At 67.2% G+C, this 15,450-nt stretch carries 13 protein-coding genes; 9 read left to right on the top strand and 4 right to left on the bottom strand.

What is annotated here, in order from left to right; all coding sequences use genetic code 11:
• The first annotated feature begins 263 nt into the window (after nucleotides 1–263).
• The 5 genes from gcvH to BBH68_RS21240 all read left to right on the top strand — a co-directional run bounded on the left by gcvH (nucleotide 264) and on the right by BBH68_RS21240 (nucleotide 5,057).
• Nucleotides 264–644, top strand: coding sequence for a glycine cleavage system protein GcvH (gcvH, locus tag BBH68_RS21260; protein ID WP_065964915.1), 381 nt, complete (start codon nucleotides 264–266; stop codon nucleotides 642–644).
• A 23-nt stretch (nucleotides 645–667) separates the two neighbouring features.
• On the top strand, nucleotides 668–1,933 hold the full coding sequence (glyA, locus tag BBH68_RS21255; protein WP_065964912.1) for a serine hydroxymethyltransferase: 1,266 nt from the start codon (nucleotides 668–670) through the stop codon (nucleotides 1,931–1,933).
• Between the two features lie 95 nt (nucleotides 1,934–2,028).
• Nucleotides 2,029–3,411: an L-serine ammonia-lyase gene (locus BBH68_RS21250; protein WP_065964910.1), complete on the top strand. Its 1,383-nt coding sequence runs from the start codon at nucleotides 2,029–2,031 to the stop codon at nucleotides 3,409–3,411.
• Between the two features lie 439 nt (nucleotides 3,412–3,850).
• On the top strand, nucleotides 3,851–4,438 hold the full coding sequence (locus BBH68_RS21245) for a hypothetical protein (RefSeq protein ID WP_141713035.1): 588 nt from the start codon (nucleotides 3,851–3,853) through the stop codon (nucleotides 4,436–4,438).
• A gap of 1 nt (nucleotide 4,439) precedes the next feature.
• Nucleotides 4,440–5,057 (top strand): restriction endonuclease subunit S domain-containing protein, encoded by a 618-nt coding sequence (locus BBH68_RS21240; protein WP_065964907.1) that lies wholly within the window; start codon nucleotides 4,440–4,442, stop codon nucleotides 5,055–5,057.
• A gap of 57 nt (nucleotides 5,058–5,114) precedes the next feature.
• Here the strand turns inward: BBH68_RS21240 and BBH68_RS21235 are convergent, their stop codons facing one another.
• Nucleotides 5,115–5,492: a hypothetical protein gene (locus BBH68_RS21235; RefSeq protein WP_065964932.1), complete on the bottom strand. Its 378-nt coding sequence runs from the start codon at nucleotides 5,490–5,492 to the stop codon at nucleotides 5,115–5,117.
• 8 nt (nucleotides 5,493–5,500) lie between these two features.
• Nucleotides 5,501–7,558 carry a CdiA C-terminal domain-containing protein gene (locus BBH68_RS43255; protein ID WP_245738196.1) on the bottom strand — a complete coding sequence of 686 codons (2,058 nt, stop codon included), beginning with the start codon at nucleotides 7,556–7,558 and terminating at the stop codon, nucleotides 5,501–5,503.
• Between the two features lie 200 nt (nucleotides 7,559–7,758).
• On the opposite strand from BBH68_RS43255, the gene BBH68_RS21225 reads away from it, so the two are divergent.
• The 4 genes from BBH68_RS21225 to BBH68_RS39650 all read left to right on the top strand — a co-directional run bounded on the left by BBH68_RS21225 (nucleotide 7,759) and on the right by BBH68_RS39650 (nucleotide 13,779).
• Nucleotides 7,759–9,015 (top strand): AAA family ATPase, encoded by a 1,257-nt coding sequence (locus BBH68_RS21225; protein ID WP_065964904.1) that lies wholly within the window; start codon nucleotides 7,759–7,761, stop codon nucleotides 9,013–9,015.
• A complete protein-coding gene (locus tag BBH68_RS21220; protein ID WP_079151118.1) occupies nucleotides 9,015–9,764 on the top strand; it encodes an RloB family protein in 750 nt (249 codons plus the stop codon). The genes BBH68_RS21225 and BBH68_RS21220 overlap by 1 nt, the downstream gene beginning before the upstream one ends.
• Before the next feature lie 141 nt (nucleotides 9,765–9,905).
• The gene (locus BBH68_RS21215) at nucleotides 9,906–12,614 is read left to right on the top strand and encodes a type I restriction-modification system subunit M (RefSeq protein WP_065964900.1); all 2,709 of its coding nucleotides are present in this window, start codon (nucleotides 9,906–9,908) and stop codon (nucleotides 12,612–12,614) included.
• Nucleotides 12,607–13,779 carry a restriction endonuclease subunit S gene (locus BBH68_RS39650; RefSeq protein ID WP_079151117.1) on the top strand — a complete coding sequence of 391 codons (1,173 nt, stop codon included), beginning with the start codon at nucleotides 12,607–12,609 and terminating at the stop codon, nucleotides 13,777–13,779. The genes BBH68_RS21215 and BBH68_RS39650 overlap by 8 nt, the downstream gene beginning before the upstream one ends.
• A gap of 72 nt (nucleotides 13,780–13,851) precedes the next feature.
• On the opposite strand, the gene BBH68_RS21210 is transcribed toward BBH68_RS39650, so the two are convergent.
• Nucleotides 13,852–14,076, bottom strand: coding sequence for a DUF397 domain-containing protein (locus BBH68_RS21210; protein ID WP_065964899.1), 225 nt, complete (start codon nucleotides 14,074–14,076; stop codon nucleotides 13,852–13,854).
• Nucleotides 14,076–14,966 carry a helix-turn-helix domain-containing protein gene (locus tag BBH68_RS21205; RefSeq protein WP_425428830.1) on the bottom strand — a complete coding sequence of 297 codons (891 nt, stop codon included), beginning with the start codon at nucleotides 14,964–14,966 and terminating at the stop codon, nucleotides 14,076–14,078. The genes BBH68_RS21210 and BBH68_RS21205 overlap by 1 nt, the downstream gene beginning before the upstream one ends.
• Between the last annotated feature and the right edge of the window lie 484 nt (nucleotides 14,967–15,450).

Genomic DNA, 15,450 nt, shown 5'->3' with positions numbered 1-15,450 from the left:
CAAGCCAAGCGGCGCTGAGCGCTCTGCGGGCGGCGCTGGGCGCTGGACGACCGGCGCCGAGCGCTTCCGCGAGCGGCGCTGAGCGCTCTGCGGGCGGCGCTGAGCGCTTCCCACGAGCGGCGCCGAGCCGCACCGAGCACGCGCCGGGCCGCCCGGCGCGCGGGCGGCGCCGGGGCACTCCCGCGCGTACCCGCCCATACCGCCTGTCCCACCAGGCAAGACCCGTTTCCCAAGCACTCCCCCGTATCCAGGAGAATCGCATTATGAGCAACCCCCAGCAGCTGCGTTACAGCAAGGAGCACGAGTGGCTGTCGGCCGCCGGCGAGGACGGCGTGTCGACGGTCGGCATCACCGAGTTCGCGGCCAACGCGCTCGGCGACGTCGTCTACGTCCAGCTCCCGGAGGTCGGCACGACGGTCACCGCGGGCGAGACCTGTGGTGAGCTGGAGTCCACGAAGTCCGTCAGCGATCTGTACGCGCCGGTCACCGGCGAGGTCACCGAGATCAACGAGGATGTGGTCAACGACCCGGCGCTGGTGAATTCCGCCCCCTTCGAGGGCGGCTGGCTGTTCAAGGTGCGGGTGACGGACGAGCCGGACGAGCTGCTCTCCGCCGACGAGTACGCCGCCTTCGCCGAAAACTGACCCCTCCTTCGATCGGGACCCTGATGTCGCTTCTCAACAGCCCCCTGCACGAGCTCGACCCGGACGTAGCCGCCGCGGTCGACGCCGAACTCCACCGCCAGCAGTCCACCCTGGAGATGATCGCTTCGGAGAACTTCGCTCCGGTCGCGGTCATGGAGGCCCAGGGCTCGGTCCTGACCAACAAGTACGCCGAGGGGTACCCGGGCCGCCGCTACTACGGCGGCTGTGAGCACGTCGACGTGGTCGAGCAGATCGCGATCGACCGGGTCAAGGCGCTCTTCGGGGCCGAGGCGGCCAACGTCCAGCCGCACTCCGGCGCCCAGGCCAACGCGGCCGCGATGTTCGCCCTGCTCTCCCCCGGCGACACCATCCTGGGGCTGAACCTGGCGCACGGCGGGCACCTCACCCACGGCATGAAGATCAACTTCTCCGGCAAGCTCTACAACGTGGTGCCCTACCACGTGGACGCCGGGACCGGCCTGGTCGACATGGACGAGGTCGAGCGGCTGGCCAAGGAGCACCGCCCCAAGCTGGTGATCGCCGGCTGGTCGGCGTACCCGCGCCAGCTCGACTTCGCGGCCTTCCGCCGGATCGCGGACGAGGTCGGCGCCTACCTGATGGTGGACATGGCCCACTTCGCGGGCCTGGTGGCGGCCGGGCTGCACCCCTCCCCGGTGCCGCACGCCCATGTGGTCACCACCACGACCCACAAGACCCTCGGCGGCCCGCGCGGCGGCGTGATCCTCTCCACGGCCGAGCTGGCCAAGAAGATCAACTCCGCGGTCTTCCCCGGTCAGCAGGGCGGCCCGCTGGAGCACGTGGTCGCCGCCAAGGCCGTGGCCTTCAAGATCGCGGCGGGCTCGGCCTTCAAGGAGCGCCAGCAGCGCACCCTCGAGGGCGCCAAGCTGCTGGCCGAGCGGCTCACCCAGCCGGACGTGGCCGAGGCCGGCGTCGCCGTGCTGTCCGGCGGCACCGACGTCCACCTCGTCCTGGTCGACCTGCGCGACTCCGAGCTGGACGGCCGGCAGGCCGAGGACCGCCTCCACGAGATCGGCATCACGGTCAACCGCAACGCCATCCCGAACGACCCGCGCCCCCCGATGGTGACCTCCGGCCTGCGCATCGGCACCCCCGCGCTGGCCACCCGCGGCTTCACCGCCGACGACTTCCGCGAGGTCGCCGACGTCATCGCCGAGGCGCTCAAGCCGTCCTACGACGCGGAGGCGCTCAAGGCGCGCGTCACCGCGCTCGCCGACAAGCACCCGCTGTACCCGGACCTCACCAAGTAATCCGGGCCGGAAGGTGGAGGGGGCGCACCACCCCGGCGCCCCCACCCACCCCGCACCACACGCACGCACTCCGTGCAGATCCAAGGAGCTCCCCCGTGGCCATCTCCGTCTTCGACCTCTTCTCGATCGGCATCGGACCGTCCAGTTCCCACACGGTCGGCCCCATGCGGGCCGCGCGGATGTTCGTCCGCCGGCTGAAGAACGACGGCCTGCTGGCCCACACCTCCGCCGTGCGCGCCGAGCTCTTCGGCTCACTCGGCGCCACCGGCCACGGCCACGGCACCCCCAAGGCCGTCCTCCTCGGCCTGGAGGGCCACTCCCCCCGCACCGTGGACGTCGAGACCGCCGACGACGAGGTGGAGCGCATCCGCACCACCAAGCGGCTGCGGCTGCTCGGCGCGGAGATCGGCGCCGAGCACGAGATCGCCTTCGACGAGTCCGCCGAGCTGGTCCTCCACCGCCGCCGCTCGCTGCCGTACCACGCCAACGGCATGACCCTCTTCGCGTACGACGCCGACGGCCTCCCCCTCCTGGAGAAGACCTACTACTCGGTCGGCGGCGGCTTCGTCGTGGACGAGGACGCGGTCGGCGCGGACCGCATCAAGCTCGACGACACCGTGCTGAAGCACCCCTTCCGCACCGGCGACGAGCTGCTGCGCCTGTCCCATGAGACCGGCCTGTCCATCTCCGCGCTGATGCTGGAGAACGAGAAGGCCTGGCGCACCGAGACGGAGATCCGCGAGGGCCTGCTGGAGATCTGGCAGGTGATGCGCGGCTGCGTCGAGCGCGGCCTGTCCCGCGAGGGCATCCTCCCCGGCGGCCTCAAGGTCCGCCGCCGCGCCGCCACCGCCGCCCGCGCCCTGCGCGCCGAGGGCGACCCGGCCACCCGCGCCATGGAGTGGGTCACCCTCTACGCCATGGCCGTCAACGAGGAGAACGCCGCCGGCGGCCGCGTGGTCACCGCCCCCACCAACGGCGCGGCCGGCATCATCCCCGCCGTCCTCCACTACTACACGCACTTCGTCCCCGGCTCCGACGAGGACGGCGTCGTCCGCTTCCTCCTCGCCGCGGGCGCCATCGGCATGCTCTTCAAGGAGAACGCCTCCATCTCCGGCGCCGAGGTCGGCTGCCAGGGCGAGGTCGGCTCCGCCTGCTCCATGGCCGCCGGCGGCCTCGCCGAGGTCCTGGGCGGCTCCCCCGAACAGGTCGAGAACGCCGCCGAGATCGGCATGGAACACAACCTCGGCCTCACCTGCGACCCCGTGGGCGGCCTCGTCCAGATCCCCTGCATCGAGCGCAACGGCATGGCCTCGGTCAAGGCCGTCACGGCGGCCCGCATGGCCCTGCGCGGCGACGGGCGGCACCACGTCTCCCTCGACAAGGTCATCAAGACCATGAAGGAGACGGGCGCCGACATGAAGGTCAAGTACAAGGAGACGGCGCGGGGCGGGCTCGCGGTCAACGTCATCGAGTGCTGACGGCCCGGCTCGCCTGCTGAGCTCCTCTGCGGTCCCGGCCTGGTTCCGCAGGCCCGACCTGGTTTCTGCGGCGGTCGGGCTTCCTCATGTGTCCGCTACTACGCACCACTACGCATCACTACGCGCTAGTCGCGTAGGTACCTACGCGACAAGAGATCCTGTCTTCTGGTAGCTTTTCATTAGTCAGAAGGCGACGGCTCATTAATTGACGGAAGCCAAAAGCATCTGCTGGCGACAGAGCTACGCCCCGGGGCGCTTGCTATGCCTAGGCGCACACCGGGGCTTACACGCCGACCATACCTGGCGTCAACCACGGAATCAATCCTGCGGGGGTGCGGTGCGTACTCAGGAGTTAAGCCTCGGCGCGGTGGCCAGGGCGGTGCGAGCGGAGGTATTCTCCCCGGCCGGCAGCCTCTGCTCTCCCAAGTGCGAAGGCGCCATGCGCTGGTACGCCTGGGAAGCCGAGATCGCCTCGGCCTTCTTCCCGCTCCTGCGCCATCTGGAGCGGACACTCGGACATGCCATGGCGAAGCAACTCACGGCGCGGTTCGGCCGGATGGACTGGTGGGACCACCCCGAGATCGATCTCCATCATGTCTCCCGCAGCAAGATCGCAGCCATCCAGAAGAAGCTGGCCCGCGACCGCCGACGTATGCCCACAGCCGGGGCCGTGCAGCGCGAGCTCACGCTGGGCTTCTGGGTTTCCCTCCTCGGTCCCGGCAACGACTACGAGACCCGGCTTTGGCGGCCCACCCTGCGACATGCCTTCCCTTCCTATAGCGGGCCTCGCAAGCCCCTCCACCAGGACCTGAACAAGCTGCGCGAACTCCGCAACCAGGTGGCCCACCACGAGCCGATCGGCTCCCGGCCCCTCGCCGCCGATCGGGAAAGCGCGTATCGCGTCCTCGGGTACCTTTCGACTGACGTGCGCGACTGGGCGGCCGTGGACGACCGGATCCCCCAGATCCTCGCCGAGCGTCCGACTGCCTGCGCTCCGGCGCTCCCGGGCACCCGGAAGGAACTCTGAGATGCCCACATACGAACGGCTTGCCCTCGGCGAACTCTGCGAGATCGTGCCCGGCCCCTCCGGCGGTCTGCTCGACGAACTGTCGCCGGGTATCGAGGGTGTACCCGTCATCGCACCCCCCGATCTCACCGACCGCCAGGCCGTGGACACCAGCCGCATCCGGCGGGTGAGCGGGGAAACCGCGAACAGCCTGGCGGAACGGTTCCGGCTCCGTCAGGGCGACGTGGTCCTCGTTCGCCAGTCGACGACGGGCCTCGGGCGACGAGCTTTGATCACCGAAGAGCAGGAGGGATGGCTGTTCGCCACGTCCTGCCTTCGGGTCGTGGTGACGAATGACCGACTCCTCCCGTCCTACCTGCTGCACTACCTGGGCCATGCGCCGGTGCACCGCTGGATCAGCAACCGGGCCAACCCAGGACAGGCCGTGGAAACCCTGACGTCCAGGAACTTGTCAGAGCTTCCGGTGTTGTTGCCCGACCTGGAGAGTCAGCGGGCGCTGGCGGGGGCGCTCGACCAGATCAACACACAACTACGGATGCATGACGAACTGAGCAGACGGCTGCCGCTTCTGGGGCGAGCCATGCTCACCGCAAAACTCGGGGATGCGCGATTGGAGTGACCCGGGCGCCTCGGCAGACGTCCCCCAGGCGCGGCGTGCCGGGCGCGTCTCAGCCGATCAGCCGGAGCCGGGCCCTTGCCGTGGAATCGCGGAATCGAGCAGAACTTGCAGGTCTAGGACGAGGGCCAGGGAATATCTCTCCAGGGATGCCAGGTTTCTGAAGATCGCGCGCGCGAGGTTCTCCTGTCGCACCAAGTCCGAACCAAAGTCCCTGACGGCGAGCAGGGAATCATACGCCTCGAATGGAATTCCGTAGGCTTCCTCGTACTCATGCGAGAGCTCGACCTCCACGGCCGCATATCCCAGATTGGCGGAGTAATCCACAAATTCAGAGGAGGCCGACCTCAGATCGACTCCGCAGGCGTAGGAGATATCCGAGAGAAGTCGCTCCCTGGGCCGACCCGGGCTGATGAAGACGTAATGGTATTCGCTCACGCTCTCCCCTATGGCCACTTGATGTCGTAGCCGTCGCCGATGATCCTGATAGAGTTCATCCGGCCTGGCGGGTTGTTGCGCAAGAATTTTCCCATGCCTTCTCGCGCGCCACCCTCGTCAAGCCCGCTCCCACGCGCGTCCACGACGGCATCTCGGGACTGCTTTTTCGCTGTATTGAGTGTGTTCTTCACGGCATTGGGAGCGGCTCCCGGTTGCAGCGTCTTGAACTCGGTCGGCACTCCATCCACCAGAGCATCGGGCGTCTTGACACCATCCACGGCAGACTCTTTGAGCGCCTTGACGCTCTTGCCCTCAGCCTGCAGCGTCTCGGCTATTCTACGCTCCTTTGGGCTGAACGGTTTTTCGGTCTCATCAATGCTTCCCTTATCGCTTTGCGCAGGGCCTTGGTCCCGGTCCCCGGAGCTTTCCTCTCGCCCGCCGGCATCGCTGCCGGACGCCGCCGTCATGAGGACGACGCCCAGGGTGCCGAGCGCGGCAGCGTGAACGGCCGCCTCGGTGGTGACAGCGCCCGCTGTCACTCCTGTGGTCGCGAGGGCGAGCCCGCCGCCGGGTGGGAAGAGGGCGAGGAGGGCCAGCAGCATGAGGGCGAAGCCGAGGTAGGCCAGGAAGTTGTTCAGCGCGTCGAGGAGATGGAGGTTGCGGATCACCGGGCCGTCCGGCGCCACGCCGACCCCCAGCCTCAGCACCAACAGCACACCCGTGACACCGCCGCCGAGCGCCACCCAGATCCGGAGGCGGATGATCGCGAGCACCTCGCCGTGCGGAAGCGCGAGGGTCGCCCGCCAGGCGACCAGCAGCCGCATGAGCTGCCAGCCGGTGAGCAGCAGACCGACGATCCCGAAGCCGACCAGGATGTACAGCCCGTTGCCCGAGCCGAAGTACCGCTGCACCTCAGCCGCAGCGGGAAAGGACCCGAGCAGCAGAAGGGCCAGGGCCGGGATCGTCAGCCCGAGGGCGATGACCACAAACCACTTCCGGCGCGGGTCCCGAAGCACGCCCCCTGCCCGGAGCACGGCCCGTAAGTCGACACCGCGCCAGGCCTGTTCGCGGTCGGAGGCGTCGATCTGGGAGGCGGCCCACGCGACCGTGCGGTGCAGGACCTCAGCACCCGCGTACGGCGCACCGCCCGTCATCCCGTAGAACAGCGACCGCCGGAGCCGTGCGAAACGCAGGGCGATCAGCGTCGACCAGGGCACACACCAGGCCGCGTACCCCGCGAGTGCACTCAGACCGGACCTCCCGGCGCGCTCCGCGTGCAGCAGGACGCCCGGCACCACCGGTTTCGCACGCCGCACCTGCCGCAGATCGGCGGTCAGGGCCACGGCCAGGCACACCAGGGGAACCGCCCACAGCACCCCCTGGAACGTATCGACCCGTGACGCGGCGTCCCGGTCGGTCGGATGCGCGGCGGCGTAGTTGGTGAGCATGTGCAGAGCGGACGTGGCGACCAGGGGCACGACGCCGAGGGCCCGTACCCAGCCCCTCGCACGCAGCAGAACTCCCACACCGAGCGCGGCCAGAGCCGTGTAGACCAGATGGGGACTGGTTCCCGCGGCCGGGGAGAGATCACCCAGTTCGAGAGTTCCCTGCGGAGCGGGGAACCAGGCGGAGAAGACCTGCTCGGGGCCTGGGACATAGGGCGCGCGAAGGCTGTCGGGAATGATCCAGCCGCCGCCCGGATGGCTGATCACCCGCTCCGCCTCCAGCCCGTACCGTGCCACGGCCTCCAGCAACCCGAACCCCGCACCCAGCCCGGCGCCGAGCACCACGAAGTCCGTGAGCCCCCACTGACGGCGGATCTTGATGTTCCACCCGACCAGCAGCAGCGGCGTGACCTTGATCAGCTCTTCGACAACCGGGTCGACCGTGTAGCTCGCGGTTTCCACGACCTTGGCCAGCGGCTCCCCGGTCGCCTCGGCGGCATTCCGGGTGTACGCCAGCTCCAGCAGCGCCGCCACGACACCGCATCCGTAGACACCCACCGCGATGGCCAACAGTGCCGTGGAAACCCGTGCCGATCGCGCCGGCGAGGACACCACGAGCATCTGCGCCACGCCGTACACCGTCGCGGCAACCATGAGTAACGCCACATCCGCCCCCCGCGGCTGTTCGACTCGGGTGGCGAGGTTATGTCCTGATCATGGTCGCGACAAGATGATTTTCTTGCCGCCGGCCGGCCCGATGTACAAGACGATCACTCCAAGCCGCCGCATCACCGTTACGCTGTGTCGATGAGGAGGGTGGCATGCTGCTGAGATTCCGCGTGGCGAACGCGTTGTCCCTGCGCGACGAGCAAGAGCTGTCCTTCGTCGTCCCGCAGGGAGAGGACCCGGCGACGGCCCGCGCCCTCAAGCTGTCCGACGGCAAAACGCTCGACGTCTACCCTCTCCTGGGTATCTTCGGGGCGAACGCCTCCGGGAAGTCGAACGTCCTCAGCTCGCTCAAGAAGATGCGTGAGGCCGTCCTGAAGTCCTACACGGGCTGGGGATCCCACAAGCCCGTCCCCCGCGAGCGATTCGCCCTCGATCCACACTCGGCCGACGAGAACACCTTCTACGAGGCGGACTTCGTCCTTGAGGACGGCGTCCGCTGGACCTACGGCTTCGAGCTGAGCGACATCCGGGTCGAGGCCGAATGGCTGCACGCCTACCCCAAGGGGCGGCGACAGGAGTGGCTCGACCGGGACGCCTCACGCGACAGGGAGTTCCACTTCCCCGGGGAACGTATCCAGGACCGCGCGCTCCTTGCCCGTACCACCCGGTCCAACGCCCTGCTGCTCTCCCGGGCCGCCGCCGACAACCACCCTCAGCTCAGCCGGATCCACCGCTGGTTCTTCGACAACCTCTGGGACATCGACCCGGAGGCGGAACGGCTCCAGCGCGAGGCATACACGACGGAAAGGCTCCAGGACCCCGAGGTGCGGTCCCGCATCGAGGAGTTGCTGCGCGTCGCCGACCTCGGAATCACGGGCACCCGCGTCGACCAGCGGCCAGGCACCGACCGTCCTGTCGTCCGGCTGATCCATGCCGCCGGGGAGGGGGAGGGAGTGGCGATCGCCTGGGAGCGGGAGTCCTTCGGCACCCGTTCCTGGTACGCCCTCCTCGGCCCGCTGCTGCTCGCCCTGGACGAGGGGGCGGTGCTGCTGGTCGACGAACTTGACTCCAGTCTGCATCCGCGCTTCGCCGCCGAGGTCGTCCGGCTCTTCCACGACCCGCTTGTCAATCCCAAAGGTGCGCAGTTGGTCTTCACCTCGCATGATCCCTCGCTGCTGTCCGCGCCGAGCGGCGGCAGGCTGCTCGACCCAGGCCAGATCTGGCTCACGGAGAAGGACAGCCATGGGGCCACGGAGCTGTACCCGCTCACGGCGGCGGAACCAGGCGAGGACGAGGATCTGACCCGGTCCTATCTCGAAGGCGCGTTCGGCGGCATCCCCACGCTCACCGCGGGACAGATCGGGCGCAGACTGCTGATGGCACGAGCGACGGAGGTGGAGCGGACCTGATGGCTCCGAAGAGGGGGAAGGACTCTGCACAGCGCACCGCCCGGCGAGCCGTTCGCCGCCGGATGGTCTATGTCTTCACAGAGGGCACCCTGACCGAGCCCTCCTACATCGACGCGCTGATCCGTTTCAGGCAGCAGGCGCGGGACGCGGGAACCTTCACAGCGGAAGGCGTCGAGTCCACTGTCGAGATCATGTGGGACGAGCGCACCCACGGCGGGACGCGTGGTCCGAAGCGCCTCGCTCATGAGCGCAAGCCGCTGACGATCGTCGAGGCCGCCATCGCGCACAAGAAGAAGGTGACGCGGGAAGCACGGCATCTGAGGAAGCAGTACCAGCCCTCCGTGTGGTGCCTCTTCGACCGGGACGATCACCAGGGCGTACAGCGGGCGGCCGGCATGGCGCAGAAAGCAGGCGTCGAGATCGCGTACTCCCACCCCTGTTTCGAACTCTGGCGCCTGCTGCACTACCAGGACTACACGACCCCCCTCGGCGGTGTGTGCGGGGAGGTATCGGCCCGCCTTCGGCGGAATCCGAAGTTCATCAAGACGTACGGTCGGCACCTGACGTCCGTCTCCGACGACCAGGCCAAGCTGGTGCTCCCCTCACAGGTGGAGGGCGGGTACCAGCAGGCCAAGAAGTTCGCGAAGAAGATCAACGAGCAGCACACCTCCCCTGATCGCGAGAAATGGGACCCATACACCGACGTCTGGCGCTTTGTCGAGGACGCCATCGGGCTGACCGACTACTGACCGTCGCTCCCGCCGAAGGCCGTAGGCTGCTCTGCGGCAGCCCCGCCGTTCCACACACCGTTGCCGCATGCGGCTCCGCCGCGCGGCACGACCGAACGGGGCGGGGTGCCGGGCAGTACATCAGCAGAGGGAGTCTCGTACGTGGCAAAGCTCACGCTCGCCCAGTTGGAACGCCATCTGTTCGCGGCGGCGGACATCCTGCGGGGCACGATGGACGCGGCCGAGTACCGCGACTTCATTCTCGTCCTGCTCTTCCTCAAACGCGTCAACGACGAGTTCGACGCCGCCCGGGAAGCGATCATCGCCGAGGAGCGGGCGAGAGGTGAGTCCCAGGAGTACGCCGAGGAAGTCGCCGACTTCGCGGAGACATACGCCACCCGCAAGGCGCTCTACGTGCCCAAGGCAGCCCGCTGGGAGCGGCTGTCCGGAGCGGTGGACGACGTGGCCGGCCAGTATCTCCAGCCCGCCCTCCGCGAGCTGGAGGCCAGCAACTCCGCCCTGCGCGGTCTCTTCGACCACATCAACTTCAACCGCATCGGCGGCGGAGCGGGCAGCAGCACCTCGGCGGCGAAACTCGCCGACAAACGGCTCTCCGCGCTGATCGGCCACTTCGGGAGCGTGCGCCTGCGCGGCGAGGACTTCGAGTTCCCCGACATGATCGGCGCCGCGTACGAGTACCTGCTCAAGGACTTCGCCGACTCGGCGGGCAGCAAGGGCGGCGAGTTCTACACCCCGCGCGCGGTCGTGCGCATGATGGTGGAGCTGGCCCGCCCCACGGAGCAGCATCGGATCTACGACCCCTGCGTCGGCTCGGGCGGCATGCTGATCCACGCCAAGGAGTACGTCGACGAGCACGGCGAGGAATCCGACGGCATGCTGCTGGCCGGGCAGGACGCCAACAGCGGCTCCTGGGTCATGGCCACCATGAACATGCTGTTCCACGGCGCCAACCGCTTCCGGCTGAGCACCGGCGACACCCTCACCGATCCGGCGCACCTGGACACCGGATTCGACCTGGTGCTCAGCAATCCGCCCTTCTCCATGGACTACACGCTGGGGGAGGTCAAGCACCAGTCGGCTCGCATGCCGTACGGAGTGACCTCGGAGCGCGGCAAGGCCGACCTGATGTTCCTCCAGCACATGCTGTACCAGGTCCGCGACCAGGGCGGCGCCGTCTTCAGCGTCATGCCGCACGGCGTTCTGTTCCGAGGCGGCGCGGAGCGCGCCATCCGTACCGAGCTGCTGAACGCGAACCTGATCGAGGCCGTCATCGGACTGGCCCCGAACCTCTTCTACGGCACCGGCATCCCCGCCTGCGTCATCGTGCTGCGCGCCCCGGGCGCCAAGCTGCGCCACCAGGGGCGCGACGTGCTCTTCATCAACGCCGACCGTGAGTTCCACGCGGAGCGGGCGCAGAACGTGCTGCTGCCCGAGCACGTCGAAAAGATCGTCTCGACGTACCACCGCTTCCGCGACGACGAGAACTTCACCGGGGTGGAGGGCTTCGCCCGCCGCGTCACCCGCGAGGAACTCGCGGACAACGACGACAATCTCAACATCCGCCGCTATGTGGACAACACCCCGCCGCCGGAGCCGCAGGACGTGCGGGCGCATCTGAAGGGTGGAGTGCCGCGCGCGGAGATCGAGGGGAAGAAGGGGCTACTCGACGCGTACGGAATCGGCGTGACGGATCTGTTCGCGGAGCGCCCCGGCGACCCGGATTACGTCGACTTCCTGCCGGAGGGGCAGCGGCCCGACGCGGCCCGGTTGGCGGAGCTGGCGCGGACGCGTGAGGACGTGCTGCGCGGGGAGTTCGCGAAGTGGTGGGACCGTGAGGCCGAGCAGATCGCCGCGCTGGCACCGGTGGAGGGCGATGACCGCACGGAGAGCGAACGCCGCAGGCAGCTCGCCCGGCTGCGGGCCGATCTGATCGACTCGTTCCGCTCGCAGCTCCTCCAGGTCGGGCTGCTGGACGAGTACGCGCTGGCCGGCGCGGTCGCCGGCTGGTGGCAGGACGCGCGCAACGAGCTGAAGGCCCTGTCGGTGGGCGGCTTCAAGGGCGTGGTGGACGGCTGGGTCGAGAACGTCGAAACCATGCTCGCCCCCGAGCGCGACCCCCGTACGGGCGGAGCCCGCAACCGCTCAGGCGCGGAGCGCCGTCAGGCGTACGACCACAAGGTGGTCGCCGCCATTGCCTCTGATTTCCTGGAGGAGCTGGCGGCGGCGGACCGCCACAAGGCGCAGTTGGACGCCAAGCTCAAGGCCGCACAGGAGGCGGAGGCGGCGCTCGCGGAGGCGCGGGCGGAGGCCGAGTCGGGGGATGGCGAGGGTGAGGGCGACGGCGGTTCCGGGGGCATCGATCCGGCGCTCGTGGAGGCGGTGCTCAGCAAGGCGCAGATGACCAAGCTGAAGAAGGACCGCACGGCGGCGGGTAACGAGGTCAAGCGGCTGGAAAACGACTTCTGGCCGCTGGAGCCCTCCGGGCGGGGGCGACCGAAGGCGAAGAAGAAGGCGGTGGCTGCCGAGACGCCCGAGCAGGGCACGCTGAATGTCCTCGCGGATGTGCTGCCTGCCGATGCCGAGAAGTCTCCGAAGATGTCCCGCCTCGCCCGCGCGCGCAAGGCGTTGGCGGAAGAGGTGGACGGCGAGCGCCGCGTGGTGCTCGGCATCCTCCGGGACGACCTGGCCGGCAAGCTGGAGGGCCATGTGGTGCGGCGCCGCCGGGAGTTGGTCGAGGCGTACCGGGTGTGGGAGGACAAGTACGCGGTGTCGCTCCGGGAGATTGAGGAACGGCGGGCGGAGGCAGCGAAGCGGCTGGAGGGGTTCCTGGAGGAGCTGGGTTATGCGTGAGCTGGATTGGGTGCCGCTTTCTGATCTCGTGCAGGTTAACCCTCGGCCACGTCCTTCGGGGGACACGGTCCCTTACGTGGGCATGGAAGATGTCTCCAACGACGGCCAATTGTTGAGGGTGACCGAACGGGCAGCAACCTCAGTAAGCGCAGGCCAGCCATCCTTCGAGGATGACGACATTCTTTTTGCGAAGATCACGCCTTGCATGGAAAACGGAAAGGGGGCATACGTAGCAGGCCTAAACGGCAGAGTCGCCTACGGAAGTACGGAGTTTCATGTATTGCGCGCACATCCGGGCGTACATGCAAAATTCATTCACCACTGGACTATGACGCGGGAATTCCGACGCAAGGCCGAGTCTATGATGACTGGAACAGGCGGACAGCGCCGAGTTCCAGCAGATTTTTTCACCAGATTGCAAGTTCCCCTGCTTTCATTTGATCACCAGCGACGGATTGCGCGGGCACTCGATACCATCACGGAATCCGAGCAAGCCATCTCAGCATCCATCAGGAAGTTGCACCTTTCACGTCACGCATCCATCGAATCCATGCTGTCCGAGATGTACTCGACGGCGCCCCTGATCTCGCTAAGCGAGGTGGCCGAAGTTGAAAGAGGGAAGTTCTCTGCTCGCCCGAGAAACGATCCATCATATTTCGGAGGGGAGTATTGCTTCATCCAGACGGGCGACATTACCCAGGCAAACGGAAATGTAATTACCGACGCATCACAACATCTGAACTCACGCGGATTGAAGGTCAGCCGCGAGTTCCCTCCAGGAACCGTTGCCGTGACCATCGCGGCTAATATTGGAGAAACAGCCATCCTCGGAAAATCTATGTGCTTCCCCGACAGCGTGGTTGGGGTTAGCCCGCACGAGGGGTTCGAGTCACGTTTTCTAGAGAGGTGCATCAACAGGTTCCAGCCCCTCCTTGAGGCCCAGGCACCTCAGAGTGCCCAGAAAAACATCAACCTTCAACATCTTCGCCCTCTCCCGATCCCCCACGTCCCGATCAATAAGCAGCGCTACTTCCTGTCAGTTTGGGAAGGATATGAGCGCAGGCTGCTATTCGCTTCTCGTGAACTGGCCAAGCTTCACAAACTCAAGGGTGGATTGGCGGACGACCTGCTAACTGGCAAGGTCCGATTCAGCGGCAGCTCGTAAATTGAAGCCGCAAAACGCGCGGCCTCGCCGTTCTCGCCCAAGTGAGACGGCGAGGCCGCGCGGCATTACTCCTCAGGAAGTGGGGAAGTCTTCGCTCCTCACGGCAACCGTGAACATGTCCCACGCGTCCACCGAGAAGACAAGGACCGTGCCATTCGGGTTCTTACTGTCCCGGACAGGGACGGCACCGGAAATCCTGGCTATGTCGGGGGCGAACTCGACACACTCTCCTTCATGGCCGTTGCTGTAGCTGGACTTGACCCATTTGGCGCCGGAAAGGTCGAGGGCAGTCCTCATCAGGTGTACTCCTCCATGATTCTGCGGATCATCGCCAACGACTCATCCGGGTGGAGAGCCGCTGCCCGTAGCCTCTCGTACGTAGCCGTCGCGTAGTCAACTTCCGCCGGAGAGTCGATCACCCGACCCCCCATCGCCGTGTCTTCATACACCACACCAGGCCCCTCGCTGAACGTAAGGAGAGTGAAGCTCTCTCCAGCAGGTAGAGCCCCCGCCCCGAACGGTAGAACCTGAACGGCCACATTGGGGGAATCCGCTTCGGCCAGAACATGAGCAAGCTGTGCACGCATGATCTCCGCCCCTCCTACGTTGATGCGTAGACAAGCCTCGTTTAGGACGCACCACAGAAGCGGAGGGGTGTCCTTCTCCATCACCGCACGCCGCCGGAGCCGTCGTTCCACCTTGGCGTCGATCGTTTCCGCCCCGTCCCGTGGATGAGCAGCTCGGAAGACAGCACGAGCGTAATCAGCCGTCTGAAGCAGGCCCGTAACGCGAGCCACCGAGTAGTTGGAGATACCCGTCGCCTGCCGCTCCAACTGCACGTACGGCACGAACCATTCCGGATAGCCGTGCTGACTGGCCCGCTGCCGTAGCCGCGCGAACGTGCCCGGCGTGCCGAAGACCCGGTCACACGCGTCGGCGAACTCAGGGCTCGCCAACCGCTCCCCCGCCTCGACCTTGGCCACATACTGCTGCCCGTAGTTGGCCTTCAAGCCCAACTCCCGCTGACTCAGCCCGGCCTTCAGCCTCCAGGCTCGCACCTCGGCACCAAAGAACGCGGCTCCGCTGAGCGGTTCCTGTCCTTCCTTCATCGCCCCATTCATCTGCGGGTCTCCCCTCACCCCAAGCCTCTTGGTGTGCGCAATCCCCTGTTGCCTGCTGTTCCTCACGGCAACGCTGGGAGTACACAGAGTGATTAAACCTCGCAAGAAGCATCCAGGTCAGAAAGAACCCCCCAAGGTGTTTCCCACCGAACACGCCATCGAATCCACACGACCCCCGAAACCCACAACCCCCGCCTCCCCCAAACTCCACCGCGTCGCAGACCGCGTAACCCGCGAGATGCGGGAAGTGGCGCGACGACGCGGGTGGGTCGCGGCGGCCCCGAGCGAGCCATCAACGGCAGACACACTGGACGTCCTCTTCTGCGGGGCCCTCCGCGAAGACCTCGCACGGCGGCACGCCGCAGGACTTCAGCGCCGGAAGCACGGAGCCGCCACCCCATGAGCCCCGACACGCCCTCGCCGTCGCCCAGACCTCCCGCCGCAAACCAGGAAGCAGCCCACCCCTCACCCAACACCCCCGCCCTCGACGAGCTGTGGCGTCTCGCCGACCAACAGCCCCACACCCACACCCCCACCCACCGAAAGTGAC

The organism is Streptomyces sparsogenes (genome assembly GCF_001704635.1).
Classification (GTDB): Bacteria; Actinomycetota; Actinomycetes; order Streptomycetales; family Streptomycetaceae; genus Streptomyces; species Streptomyces sparsogenes.
Note: the sequence above shows the minus strand (reverse complement) of the source record. Positions and strands in the feature narration are given on the sequence as shown.

Coding starts and splice junctions, on each gene's coding strand:
- gcvH (WP_065964915.1), top strand. CDS start 264: ATGAGCAACCCCCAGCAGCTGCGTTACAGCAAGGAGCACGAGTGGCTG.
- glyA (WP_065964912.1), top strand. CDS start 668: ATGTCGCTTCTCAACAGCCCCCTGCACGAGCTCGACCCGGACGTAGCC.
- BBH68_RS21245 (WP_141713035.1), top strand. CDS start 3,851: ATGCGCTGGTACGCCTGGGAAGCCGAGATCGCCTCGGCCTTCTTCCCG.
- BBH68_RS21240 (WP_065964907.1), top strand. CDS start 4,440: ATGCCCACATACGAACGGCTTGCCCTCGGCGAACTCTGCGAGATCGTG.
- BBH68_RS43255 (WP_245738196.1), bottom strand. CDS start 7,558: ATGCTCGTGGTGTCCTCGCCGGCGCGATCGGCACGGGTTTCCACGGCA.
- BBH68_RS21225 (WP_065964904.1), top strand. CDS start 7,759: ATGCTGCTGAGATTCCGCGTGGCGAACGCGTTGTCCCTGCGCGACGAG.
- BBH68_RS21220 (WP_079151118.1), top strand. CDS start 9,015: ATGGCTCCGAAGAGGGGGAAGGACTCTGCACAGCGCACCGCCCGGCGA.
- BBH68_RS39650 (WP_079151117.1), top strand. CDS start 12,607: ATGCGTGAGCTGGATTGGGTGCCGCTTTCTGATCTCGTGCAGGTTAAC.
- BBH68_RS21210 (WP_065964899.1), bottom strand. CDS start 14,076: ATGAGGACTGCCCTCGACCTTTCCGGCGCCAAATGGGTCAAGTCCAGC.